14 protein-coding genes are annotated in these 12199 nt (G+C 68.2%); 13 read left to right on the top strand and 1 reads right to left on the bottom strand.

Features of this window, described 5'->3' with window-relative positions:
* The first annotated feature begins 63 nt into the window (after positions 1-63).
* The 12 genes from AB0I35_RS09315 to AB0I35_RS09370 all read left to right on the top strand — a co-directional run bounded on the left by AB0I35_RS09315 (position 64) and on the right by AB0I35_RS09370 (position 8577).
* On the top strand, positions 64-540 hold the full coding sequence (locus tag AB0I35_RS09315) for a YbaB/EbfC family nucleoid-associated protein (RefSeq protein ID WP_357395303.1): 477 nt from the start codon (positions 64-66) through the stop codon (positions 538-540).
* A gap of 163 nt (positions 541-703) precedes the next feature.
* Positions 704-2533, top strand: a complete 1830-nt coding sequence (locus AB0I35_RS09320; protein WP_357395305.1) for a hypothetical protein — start codon at positions 704-706, stop codon at positions 2531-2533.
* Complete coding sequence (locus AB0I35_RS09325; protein ID WP_357395306.1) at positions 2530-3312, top strand: ESX secretion-associated protein EspG; 783 nt, start codon at positions 2530-2532, stop codon at positions 3310-3312. Before AB0I35_RS09320 ends, AB0I35_RS09325 begins: the two co-directional genes overlap by 4 nt.
* A gap of 23 nt (positions 3313-3335) precedes the next feature.
* Entirely contained in the window at positions 3336-3668 is a 333-nt protein-coding gene (locus tag AB0I35_RS09330) for a hypothetical protein (RefSeq protein ID WP_067641166.1), read from the top strand.
* A 37-nt stretch (positions 3669-3705) separates the two neighbouring features.
* On the top strand, positions 3706-4002 hold the full coding sequence (locus tag AB0I35_RS09335; RefSeq protein WP_357395307.1) for a YbaB/EbfC family nucleoid-associated protein: 297 nt from the start codon (positions 3706-3708) through the stop codon (positions 4000-4002).
* 100 nt (positions 4003-4102) lie between these two features.
* Entirely contained in the window at positions 4103-4414 is a 312-nt protein-coding gene (locus AB0I35_RS09340) for a type VII secretion target (protein ID WP_357395308.1), read from the top strand.
* Between the two features lie 2 nt (positions 4415-4416).
* Complete coding sequence (locus AB0I35_RS09345) at positions 4417-5781, top strand: hypothetical protein (protein ID WP_357395309.1); 1365 nt, start codon at positions 4417-4419, stop codon at positions 5779-5781.
* Positions 5782-5808: 27 nt separating this feature from the next.
* Complete coding sequence (locus AB0I35_RS09350; RefSeq protein WP_067641173.1) at positions 5809-6114, top strand: PE family protein; 306 nt, start codon at positions 5809-5811, stop codon at positions 6112-6114.
* Positions 6111-7091, top strand: a complete 981-nt coding sequence (locus AB0I35_RS09355) for a PPE domain-containing protein (RefSeq protein ID WP_357395310.1) — start codon at positions 6111-6113, stop codon at positions 7089-7091. Before AB0I35_RS09350 ends, AB0I35_RS09355 begins: the two co-directional genes overlap by 4 nt.
* Positions 7088-7879, top strand: a complete 792-nt coding sequence (locus AB0I35_RS09360; RefSeq protein WP_357395311.1) for an ESX secretion-associated protein EspG — start codon at positions 7088-7090, stop codon at positions 7877-7879. Before AB0I35_RS09355 ends, AB0I35_RS09360 begins: the two co-directional genes overlap by 4 nt.
* A gap of 42 nt (positions 7880-7921) precedes the next feature.
* Entirely contained in the window at positions 7922-8251 is a 330-nt protein-coding gene (locus AB0I35_RS09365) for a WXG100 family type VII secretion target (RefSeq protein WP_357395313.1), read from the top strand.
* Between the two features lie 32 nt (positions 8252-8283).
* On the top strand, positions 8284-8577 hold the full coding sequence (locus AB0I35_RS09370) for a type VII secretion protein EsxR (protein ID WP_067641181.1): 294 nt from the start codon (positions 8284-8286) through the stop codon (positions 8575-8577).
* A 200-nt stretch (positions 8578-8777) separates the two neighbouring features.
* On the opposite strand, the gene eccE is transcribed toward AB0I35_RS09370, so the two are convergent.
* Positions 8778-10520 carry a type VII secretion protein EccE gene (gene eccE / locus AB0I35_RS09375; protein WP_357395314.1) on the bottom strand — a complete coding sequence of 581 codons (1743 nt, stop codon included), beginning with the start codon at positions 10518-10520 and terminating at the stop codon, positions 8778-8780.
* 117 nt (positions 10521-10637) lie between these two features.
* Between eccE and eccB the strand changes: the two genes are divergently transcribed.
* On the top strand, positions 10638-12137 hold the full coding sequence (gene eccB, locus AB0I35_RS09380; protein ID WP_357395315.1) for a type VII secretion protein EccB: 1500 nt from the start codon (positions 10638-10640) through the stop codon (positions 12135-12137).
* The last annotated feature ends 62 nt before the right edge of the window (positions 12138-12199 follow it).

The following is a 12199-nucleotide window of genomic DNA, read 5'->3' on the forward strand; positions in this document are numbered from 1 at the left end:
GTGTGATGTGCTCCCTCACCGACGAGCCGGTCGGGACGGCTTGGAAGTCGGAGGTATTCGGGTATGACCAATGAACACGCCAAAGCCCAGATGGAAGACATTCTCGAGACCGTTCAGCAGCAACTGCGCAAGATCGGACAGGTGCAACAGGACCGGGCGAAACTGGTCGCCAGCGCCACCGTTCGCAAACGTGTCACCGTGACGGTCAACGCCGACTACAAGGTGATCGAGACGAAGTTCGCCTCCGACGTCGACGACCTCACCTACACCGAGATCGCCAAGGCCGTCACCGAAGCCGCCCAGCAGGCCGCGGCCGAGGTTGCCCGCAAGACCCGCGAGCTGATGGCGCCGGTGCAGACCGAACGCGCCCGCCTGCCCAAGCTCACCGAATTGGTCGAGGGCATCGGCGATTTCACCATTCCGCAGCCGGTCGAAGCCTCCCTCGAGCCACCCAATTCGCCGGAGCGGGAACGTCTCTCGTCCGACGAGGAGGACGGCGCGCGGGACCCATCGCGCACCGCCACCGACGCCGGCTGGTGACCCGGATGCTCGCACCCCCGCCACCGGCGGGATCGCCGCTGTACATGCGGAATTCATCTGTCGGACCGTAGAATCGTTAGCAAGCCGTGCGAATCGGCGGTGCCTTGGGAGCGCCGCACGGTGGGACGGCCGTGGTGATCAGGACGACAGGGAGGGCTCGGACATGACACCGACTGGACCATCGGCGGCCCAACAGTGGTCTGGCCTGCGTTCGTCGGCTTCGGATGGGGCGCTGGTCCTCGAGCCGTCGGCGCTGCCGAATCTGGTGAACGCGGCCACCGATGCCCGGATCAAGGTGAACTCGGTCAAATCGTCCACCGATCTGGTCGGACAGCTCGCACGGTTCTCCTCGTTGGATTCGGGGCAGCAGCTGGCGAAACAGTTCTCGGACAAGGCCGGTGAACTGGCGACCGTCCTCGGTAAGCACCAGACGATCCTCGACGACGTCGCCACCACCTTCATGGATGCGGCCAAGAGCTACAAAGGTGCCGACACCGCCAGCGAAGTCGATATGAACCAGCTGCGCACCACTATCGAGCAGAGCAAGTCCAAGGGTGACAAAGTCAGCTCCTCGGCGCCTGTTGTGCCCCTGCCTCCGGTGTCGCAGGGCGCACCCCCGTACCTCCCCGGCGTCACCACTCAGGTTCCACCGCTCGTACCCATGCCGGCCGCCGGCTCGGCGAACATTCCGAACGAGCTCACCAATGGCAAGAACTTCGATCCGGCCGAGGTGACCGCGGAGAATCCTGGCTCCTACAGCTATGAGGAGCTCAACATGATCCGGGTTTCCATCGAGGGCGTTCCTGCCAGATTGCGGACGGCGGCCGCGGACTGGACCTTGCTCAAGAACCAGGTGAAGCCGGCTTTCGATGACCTGAACGCGAAAGTTGGCGACAGTTCGAAGAACTGGACGAGCCCGGGCGGTGCCACCCGAGCCAGGGCGGCCATGAACGCCTACCACGAAGGCAACCAGAAGCTGGTCGAGCAGATGGGCCAGATTTCTGTCGCGCTGGAGTACGCGGCCGGTTGGCTTTCCGCTACGAAACAAGGCTTGGACAGCACGCTGTACATCCCGTCGTCTGTCAAGCAGAGCGAGCTGCAGGCCGCCAAGGAAGAGGCCGCGAAGAACGCGCGGAATGTACTGATGTCCACCTACGTGCCCGGAGTCAACGCGACGTCGAGTCATATCGCCACGTTGCCCGAGCCGACCGCGCCGACATCTGGAAACGGGACCGGCAACGGCGACGGCAACGGGAACGGGAACGGCTCCGGAAACGGCAGCGGAAGTGGCTCCGGATCGGGTTCAGGCAGTGGTTCGGGTTCGGGCGACACTTCCGCCGCGTTCAAGAAGGCGATGGCCGACCTGCAGCAACAGCAGTCCGGTAACCAATTGGGCAACGGCAGCGCGGACACCAACGGCAACGGAGGGCTTGGTTCGAACGGCTCGACGGGATCTGGTTCCGGTTCTGGTTCGTCCTCGACCGATCAGCTGACCTCGGCCCTGCAATCCGGTCTGGAACAGGCCAGTTCCGCCGCGCAGTCCGCGCTGGAACAGGCGTCCTCGGCCGCCGAACAGAGCTCGCTCGCGGGGATTCCGAGCGCGGCCGGGCTCAGTTCGCTGCAGGAACAAGCGAAGAAGGCGCTCAATGCCGCGAGCAAAGGCGGTGGCGGAGGTGGTGGCTCCGGTGCGGGCGGTGGTGGCGCCGGTGCGGGGGCCTCGCCGCTTTCCCCGAGTCTGGACAGCGCCTCCAAACTGTTCCCGCGCGCGTCGGCCGCCACCGGGATGGAGTCCGCGTTCCGGGCAGGCGTCGCCTCGTCGGCCGCGGGCACGCCGATGGGCGGCATGCCGATGGCGCCGATGGGCGGTGCTGGTGCCGGTGGGCAGGGCCAGCAGAAGGAGCACAAGCGCGCCGACTACCTCGACTCGGTGGAGCATCTGGACGAGGCGCTCGGTGACGCGCCGATCGTTGCGAGACCAGTGGTGGAACAGTGACGCCCACTTGGGAATTCACCGGCGCGGAGTTCGAAGCGTTGTGGGCCGGTATCGAAGCCGAGTACATGCCCGAGCCGTTCATCCACTCCAGCGAGCCGTGCTCCGCTGACGAAGCGGAGTACGCGCTGAGACAGGACTGGATCAGGATCAAGCAGCGCTGGGGGCATGAGCTCGACGACATCATCGCGGTGCTCACCAAGCCCGATATTCGGGTGGTCGTGCGTGGATACGGTGGCGGCGAACGACTCACCGATCCCGCGCTCTCGGTGCGCATGCTCGCGGTGCGCAAGGGTGACGTCGGATATCTGGTGCGTCAGCGTCCGGGCCGAACCTTGTATCACGCAGAAGGATTCGTCGTCACCCGGCACGCCGCGCTGTCCCTCGGTGACGTTGTCGCCGGTCAGCTGCCCGCGGCCGAACCCGGCCGCAGCCGGGAGATCACCCTCGACGAACCCTCCGGTGACCAGTTCGATCACTCCTACGGCCGCTCACTGGTGCAGCACTACGACGACGACGCCGCGGTGCAGACGAAGACCTTTCAGCAGTCGAGCCTGGACCGTGACGGCTTCATCGATGTCGAACAGGGCTGGTCTCGATTCGGTCCGCGTGGCATCCTGCGATTGCGGCTCGGCTGGCGCGATCTGACCGACGACGGTCGCTATGTGATCGTGCCCGGCACACCGCCGGTCGCGGTCGGCGCCGATCGCAGGCGGCTGGTTTCGCTGATCAACAGTCAGATCGCGGAAGTTGTCAGAGCCATCAGGGATGATCGGTCGTAAGCTTGCGAAGGGAGGGGAAAACCATGGACGAGTTTCCGACGGAGTTCACCGCGGCATCGCTGACGGGCGCGATCGCGGTCCGCACCACCGAGCAGGGACTGCCGCTCGGCGTCACCGTCGACGCGGACCAATTACGGCGTGACCCAGCCGAATTGGCCGCCGAGATCCTGCGGCTGTGCCAGAAGTCGGCCAAGCGCGCCGGGTTGGCCCGCCGAAACCAGCTGGCGGAGGCGGGTTTCGATCCAGCCCTGCTCGCCGCGACCGGGTTGCCGACCGAAGCCGAGGTGGCCGCCGCGGAGATCGTCGAAGAACAGGAATACGACACCGAACCGCAGAGCTGGCTGCGTTCGGTTTAGAGCGGTCGATCCGGCGAAGAGGAGGGAGGACTCGGCGATGGTCGAAACCATGGACGAGCTGATCGCGAAGGTTCAGGGTCAGCTCTACCGGCTGCAGGATCTGGCCGAGGCCACCAACGACATCCGGGCACAGGAAACCTCACCCGACGGGTCGGTCACCGTGACTGTCGACGGCAGCGGAGCGCTGGTCGGCCTGGAGTTCACCGGGGCGATCGCCAAGCTGTCGCCCGCTGACTTCGAGCGGGTCCTCGTGCAGACCGCGCGGGCCGCCGCGCATCGCGCTTTCGGTTCCCGCGCCGAGTTGGTGACCGCGTACAACCGAGCGGGCACGTGAGATTCAACTGTTCTTAACCACGGATATGCGTGGCGCAGGCTTATGACGGGTAGATAAAGTAACGAAACACCGTGGGCTGTTTCGAGATTGGACGAAAGCCATGAACCAAGTTGCGGTAGTTCCCGACGCCGTCCGCGCGTACGCGGGTGCCTCGGCCACCATGGCGGCCGGGGTCGCGCAGGCCGGTGCGGTCGACCAGGTCGCCACCATGGCCGCCGCCGTGCCGGTTTTCGGCCTGATCGGCCAGGAATTCTTGATGTCGTTCGCCTACGCCCAGACCAACCACCTCACGTCGGTGGCCGAGCTGGCCGCGGTGCACGCGGGCACGGCGCTCACCGCCGCCCAGGCCGCCACCACCTACGAGGGTGCCGACGGGGCCTCCAAACTGGGCATCGCGTCGGTCGACCAGTAGCCATGACGTACCCCGGGGGAAATACGGCGGGTGCGAGCGGATCGGTCGACCCGACCGTGCTCGAGCTGCTGCGCGGCAGTTCGCTGGCTCCGATGCTCGACCAGCCGGTGAGCCAGGTGCTCAGCTCGATGGGACTGCCGCAGTTGCCGCAGTTGCCGGAGTTCATCCAGCTGCCGGAGATGCCGCCGCTGCCGACGATCGACCTCACCGCCCTGATGCGCCCGCTCACCGAGCTGGCTTCGGCGTTCGGCACGGGCGCACTCGGCGGCACGGGCGACACCTCGGGCACCGGCACGTCGACGAATCCCGCCGAGGCGCTCACGAACATCAGCTCCGTGCTCGAGACGGTGATGTCGCTCGGGTCGACCGCGCTGCAGACGGTGATGCAGCTGTGGCAGAGCGCCGCCGCGATGGAGGCCGCGAACAAAGCGACGGCGGCGCAGACAGATGGTGCGAAACTCGCCGCGCAGAGCACCAGCGAGAAGGCGGTACTCACTCACGCGGCCGGCAATGTCGCGGTCGGTGGGGCCAAGCTGGCCGCGGTGATCGCGCGCTACTCCGCCACGCTGGCCCTTGCCCCGCTCTACGCGGCTACGCCCGGCGGGCAGGCGGTGCTGATCGCCGCCACCCTGGAAGCCATGGCCGAAGGTCTGGCCATCACCGCCGAGACCAAGGCCGAGATGATCGCTCGCAGCGGCGAGATGATGCAGGCGGGGGAGAAGGTCCAGGTGACCAACGCGCCGACCGGTGTGTCCTCGGGCGCCGATTCGCTGAGCCAACTGATGGGTTTGATCTCCCCGCTGATCAGCACCGCGAGCACGGCGGCGTCCTCGATCGGTTCGCTTGCCGAGCAGTTGAATTCGCTGTCGACCAGCACCACCTCCGACGTGTCGGCCACCGGCGGCGAGATCGCCGCAGATGGTGGGGAAACGGCGGAGGGAGCACTCGGCGCAAGTGGCGGCGGTGGGGGCGCGATCGGCGGTGGCGTCGGCGCGATCGGGGCGGCGGGCGCGGCGTCGACACCGCTCAGCCCGTGGCAGGGCGGTCGCGGTGGTGGGTTGTCGACGGTCGGCAGCACCGGTGCGGTCGCCACGTCCGGCGCCACCACCTCGGGCGGAGCGAACATGACGACCGCCGCGGCGAGCGGAGCGGCACCGGGCATGATGCCGATGGGTGCCGCGGGCGCGGGCATGCCGATGGCGCGGGGGGTGGAAGGCGGCGACAACGAAGCCGTGCACTCCCAGCTGGTCACCGGTAGCCACGGTGACGAGGTAGTCGGCCGGATCGAGGGTGTCTCCACCCCCGTGGTCGGCGCAGCCGAACCGATGGCCGCCGAAGCTCCACCGGACAAGGAACTCTCACTGTGACGCGGCCCGACCACGACAGGAGTGGCAATGACTGACACCTTCGAATTCGATTCCACCGCGGCGAGCAAAGCCGCCGCGGCCCTGGACGGCATCGCCGACCGGCTCACCACCGAACTCACCGCCGTCGCCCCCGCGTTGCGGGTGGCTCCCGCCGGAACCGACGAGGTGTCGGCGCGCGCCGCGACCACCGCCAACAGCGTCGCCGACGACTACCTGGCCGGAGCCGAGGCGGGTGCGCACGAGATGAACAAGCTCGCCGCCACCCTGCGTTCCCAGGTCGCCGATTTCGACCGGATGGAAACCGACAACACCAGCGGCTTCACCGGAAAATGATCGAACCACCGCAGCCCGGCTTCACCGGAGTGGTGTGGGAGGCGCGCGAGCCGGCCAAGCTCGCTACCGACCTCACCTCCGGTGCCGGACCGATGCCGATGGCCGACGCGGCCGCCGCCTGGACGCGGCTCGCCGCGGCCTTCGGCGCGGCCGCGCTCGACTACGAGCAGGTGCTGCACACCTTGCGAGGCTCCTGGAAATCGGGCAGCAGCGAGCAAGTGTGGGAACGGATCTCGGCCCTGCGCGAATGGCTGCTGGAAACCGCCGCCGCCGCCACCGCCAACGCGGCTCGGTTGCAGGCGCAGGTGCTCGCCTACGAAGTGGCGGCCTTGGCCATGCCCAACACCGCCGACATCGCCGCGATCGCCGCGATGCAGCAGGCACTCGAACAGGTCGGCACGGCTCTCGGCGCTCCGATCAAGGCGATCGCCGCGCAGACCGACACCGAGGCCGACGCGGCGAAGGCCGTCGCCTCCCGGGTGATGCGCAGCTACGAAGCCGCCACCGAACCGCTTTCCACCCCGTGGTTGCACGCACCGCCGCCACCGATCGCGCCGGAAACCGCACTCACCGGCGAACGATCAGGCAACCCGGCTGCCACGCCCGCCGCGTCGGGCTCTCTCGGCATCGTTGGTGCGGGTATGGGCATGGGCGCGTTGCCACCGATGCCCGCCCCCATCCAGACTGCCTATCGCGCACCAGTTTTCGCGCAATCGGCAACCGCTGTCACCACCACGCCGCAACCGACTCCCGTGGCCACGCCCACCGGACAGGCGGCACCAGTCGCCCCGGCGGCCATGGCCCCCGCGGCGGGCGGGCAGGACACCGCGCACCGATTCCCCCGCGCGGGCCTCGCCCACGAGGAAGCCGACCAGTTGGTCGCCGAAGGCGAGATCCAAGCCGCGCCCGCCGTGCTCGGTGTCGCCGAACGTGCCGCCGCGCCGACGACGAACTCCACCGCGGAGGGCCGGTCATGACCACCCTGACCAACGACGCCCTCCTCGCCGTCGCCGAACGGCTCGGCGTGCAAACACTTCCGCTCGTCCTCGGCGTCGGGCCACGGCAGGACACCTTCGACGCCTGGCGTGCCGCTCGCGACGCCGCCGTCGCCGAACTCACCGCCACGGGCATTTTCGACGCCTACGGCGACGTGGAACCCGAACTCGCCGCGGCTGTCCACACCCTCGCTCAACCCGACGCCGAACTGGTCGCCCGCGGCTACGGCGAGGACAACCGGCGCCGGATCTGCCTGGCTCGGCGCGGCACCGGTCACGCTGCCGCCGTCTACACCGGCAGTACCTACGACATCACTACAAGCACCATCGACGGCACCGAACGCGAACTCACCCGTCTGCTGCTCGCCGCGCTCCCTTCCTGCGCGCCCGCCGAAGCAGCGAGCGTGAGCGTCCTCGCCGACGACCTCGCGGCCCGCTTGGATGCGGCCGAAACCACCTCCGACTACGTGGACGCGATGTATGCGCTCGGCATCGACGCGCACCAGGCGACCGTCCTCGGCGCGGCCTTCGGCAGCTGCCATGGCTATACCGAGATCGTCGCCGAAGTCCACCACGACGGGCTGACCACCCGAGCCCCTGGCGCGGTCGCGGTATACGACACCGCGCGCGGCCGGGTCGTCGTGACGCCGGCAACGGCGCCCGACGGGCAGGTGTGGTCGACCATCACGCCGGGCACCGACCACCGCCTCACCCAGGCAGTCGGTGCGCTCCTCGAGGGGCTTCCCGGTGGGAGGTGGCAGCCCGATTAAGCCAACTCTCGTTTCAACCATCAAGTAAGAAAGGTTCGGCACATGCCCCCTCAGGGACCAGTAGGTGTAGAAGCAGGCGGCGTAGACGGCGTCGTCTCCAAGCTCGAAGGCACCATCAACAACCTGCGCACGTCGGTCGGTCAGATCGACGACGCGGCCCAGGCCGTACTCCGCGGCTGGAAGGGTGACGCCTCCTCCGAATTCGTGAAGGTCGCCCAGGCCTGGCACGACGAGGCCGACGCCCTCAACAAGAAGTTCGACCGCCTCACCGAAGCCGTCAACAGCGGCAAGTCCACCCTGGTGAACATGGACCAGGGCGGCCTGTCCGGCGGCGGCGCCGGCGGCGGTGGCGGCAGCTACACCAACCTCTGACCGCGAATCAGACACGAACAGGAACTGAGCTCATGACCATTCTTTACGATCCCGCGGCGATGAACGAGCTGTTCAACGACCTGCAGACCTACGGCGGGAAGATGAAGGGCGAGATCGACGAACTCGAAGGCGCCGCTTCGGACTTCCGGGCCAACCTGCAGGGTGACAGCGCAATCGCCAGCTTCGACACCGCGCACAAGAACGTCACCACCGAGCTGACCGACACCCTCGACAAGCTCGACAAGCTCGCCGCACAGGTCGAGGCCGCGCTCAGCCGCGCGCTCGAGGCCGACGGCAAAGTCGGCGACGGATTCGCCGGGTTCTGAGATTTGGAGCGCTGGCGCGCTCGAGCGCGGCCCCCTTGGGGCCGAACGAAAAACGGGGCTGGACTCGTGCCTTCGGCACTTTGTCCAGCCCCGTTTTTCGTTCGGCCGGGCCGCTTGCCCGCTTCGCGGGCGATGCCTCCTCGGGGTCGGGTCCGCGGGGACGCGGGATTTGTGGGTGGGTTCGGTGTCGGGGGGCGGATTCAGCGGGAGGCGACCAGGGATTCGCCGATGTAGTGCATTTCGTCGGGGGTGGTGACCATCGAGACGGTGGCGCTGCCGGTGCTGGTTCGGACGGTGATGCGGTTGGGGGCGTCGGGATCCTGTACGAGGGTGACGTCGGGTGGAACCGCTTCGGGGTCGCGTTCGGTGGTGCGGACTTCGATGATGGTCGCGCCGCCGAGATGGGTGGTCGGGGCGATGCCGTCGAAGACGAGGACCGTGGTGGTCGGGTAAGGGGCGGCGGGGACCGGTGGGGGTCCCGGCGGGGGTTGGGGGGAGGCGCCGGCGGCTCGGGGGGCGATCGACAGGAGTTGGGGAGTGGCGAGATTGGCGACCATGGAGTGCCAGGCATGGGGACGCGAGGTGTGGACTACGGCGTGGGCGCCGAGGGCGGTGGCGCGCAGGACCACCTGTTGTGCCAGGTCGAGATTGCCGATGACGTCGACGTGGCGGGTGCCCGCGCCGATGAGGGGGACGGCGATGCCCTGGCCGCGTTCGTCGGCGCCGATGAGCTGGCCGCAACCGGTGGTCGGCACGGCGATGTCGGTGAGGGCGGCGAGGGTGCCGCGGTAGCCGTCGCGGCCGCCGAAATCGTCTGCGGCGCCGAGCGGGAGGGTATCGAGCAGGATCCGGCGCTGGCTACCGGGGAGCTCACGCAGGCCGGGGAGGGGTGGCTGTTCGTAGGGTGCCGCGGTATCGAAGCGGACGACGGCGTTGAGGACCACGGTGCCCGCCCGGTCGTCGGCTCGGTCCACCCTGCTGGTGCCGGGGTGCAGGCGCAGGGTGACGGTGGTCGACAGCGTCGGCAGCGACCAGATCTCGGCAAGCCCGCCGGTGCTGATCATGGGGGCGGTCAGCTGGTAGTGGGTCAGGTGCCTGCCGAATTCGGATTCGAGGCCGTCGGCGGTCTCGGTGAGCCGGGCGGGGTCGAAACCATGGGCGAGTTCGCGGACCGCGCTGTTCATCTCGGTGGCGGTCAGGATCGCGGCGTCGATGCCGTGGGTGGCGAGCCGGTTGGCCACCCGGCGGGTGGCGATGATCATGGTGCGCAGGGCGCCGGTGGCGCCACCGCCGCGTTTGTCGACCGCGGCGGCGTTGGCCACGGGGTCGAGACGCAGCACCAGCCAGCAGGTGCGGTGGGCGATGGCGGGCAGCGGGCCGAGGATCCGGTCGTAGAGGTGGGCCGCGGCGCCGGTGCCCGCGGTGCGTGCGCCGGTGGCGATGACGTCGATGCTCACCAGCTCCACATCGAACTGGTCGAGGCAGCGCGCGATCTCGGTGAGCGGCAGCAACTGTTCGGCGCTCAGGGTGCCGCGGCGCAGCAGGTTCAGCGAGTCCGGCGGCGGGTCGATGCGCAGCATGGTGAGCAGCAGATCGCCGTCCCAGCGCAGACCGCAACCACCACCCTCCGGCAGCGGCACGTCGAAGGCGGGTGCCCGGTCGATGGTGTCGGTGCGGTTGCGCCAGCGGCGTGCCAGCCAGTCACCGATGCGCACCGCGGGTGGGCGACGCCGAATCGGGACAAGTCCGATCAGCAGCACCACAGCCGCGCCGCCGATCGCCCAGTAGCCGGAATCGGTGGTGGCCAGCACAATCCAGGCCACCACAGCCGCGAGCACCGCGACCGGCACACACGCGCGCAGCGGGTACATTCGGAACAACCAGAATTCCGGGTCACGCAGTGTGTCGTAGACATTGTCGCCGCCGGTTTCCCCAGCGTTCATGCTGTCGTTCAAAATAGTTGTCCCTGCTTGGCATTCGTCGAATCATGGTGAAGGACAATTCCGGATTTACGGTACCGTGTCCGACGAGATGGTGATCAACGCAGCATTGGAGTCCCGGTGCCGGCACAGCTGACGACCAAAGCCCAGGTCAATGGTTATCGCTTCCTGCTGCGCAGGCTCGACCACGCCCTTATCCGCCGTGACGTGCGAATGTTGCACGACCCGATGCGGTCGCAGAGCCGATCGATGCTGGTCGGTGCGGTGCTCGGGCTGATCGTCGTGGCAGGCGCGGCCATTCTCGGATTCCTCAAACCGCAGGGTGCGATCGGTGATGCGTTGATCGTCACCGGCAAGCAGAGCGGTGCCATGTATGTGGTGGTCGAGGCGAAAGAGGGCGAGAAGACACTGCACCCGGTGCTGAATCTGGCTTCGGCTCGGCTCATCGCCGGTGACGCGCAGTCCCCGAAATCGGTGAAAGACGACAAACTCGGTTCGCTGCCGCGTGGCCCGCTGCTCGGTATTCCGGGCGCCCCCTCGGCCCTGCCCGGTTCCAAGCAGGGTTCGAGCTCGAATTGGACGCTGTGCGAGACCACCCAGCTGTCGGCCGCCGGCAGTGCCGCCGGTGCCACCGGTGGCCGCACCACCGCCATCGTCGGCAAGCCCGAACTCGGTGACCGCGTCGGCGTCACCGGACCGGACGACGCCCTGCTGGTGCGTCGCGACGAGAAGACCTATCTCGTGTACCGGGGGACCAGGGCCGAGATCGACCCGAACAATTCGGTGGTCTCCCGCACCCTCGACCTGTCGGGAGAGCAGACCCGCCCGATCGGCAGCGCGGTGCTCGGCGCGACCACCCAGGCCCCACCGCTGACGGTGCCGACCATCGACCGGGCGGGTGAGCCGGGTCCGGGCAAGCTGGCGGGTTTGCCGGTCGGCGGCATCATCTCGGTCACCGGGGTGCAAGCTGCCGGCGAGAAGACGATGTATGTGGTGCTCGCCGACGGTGTCCAGCCGGTGTCGGAATTCACCGCCGAGCTGCTGCGCAATGCCGACTCACGCGGGATGCGCGAGATCGCGCAGCTGGCGCCCGACGCGCTCGATCGCCTGCCCGTCCTGAACACTCTGCCGATCGAATCCTTCCCGGAGCGCAAGCCGCGCATCCTGTCCGCCGAGGACGCCCCGGTGGCGTGCGTGCACTGGGCCAAGAACCCCGGCGAGGCCACTCCGCAGGGCCAGTCGGTGGACGGACCCGCCGAACGCGCCACGGTGACGCTGCTCACCGGAACCGAACTGCCCCTCGCCGATTCGGCCAAGCCGGTGACGCTCTCGACTTCCGACGGCACCGGTGACCGGATGGACGCGGTGTATCTGCCCCCGTCCACCGGCGAATACGTACAGGTCACCGGTGCGGAGCCGGGCAGTCTGCGCCGTGAGTCGCTGTTCTATGTAGCCGACAACGGGATTCGCTACGGCATCCCCGACGCGGCCACCGCGAATGTGCTCGGCCTTGGCGACAAGCCGCGCTTGGCTCCCTGGTCGATCATCGGCCAGCTGGTGCCCGGCCCGACCTTGTCGGCGAAAGACGCACTGACCAGTTACGACTCACTGCCGCAGTAATACTGGCGCGCTCGGACTTCGCGGTGGACCCGTCGGTGTCGCGAGGCGGTGAGTTGCGGTAG

It is taken from the genome of Nocardia sp. NPDC050378 (assembly GCF_040655675.1).
In the GTDB taxonomy this organism is placed as follows: domain Bacteria; phylum Actinomycetota; class Actinomycetes; order Mycobacteriales; family Mycobacteriaceae; genus Nocardia; species Nocardia coubleae.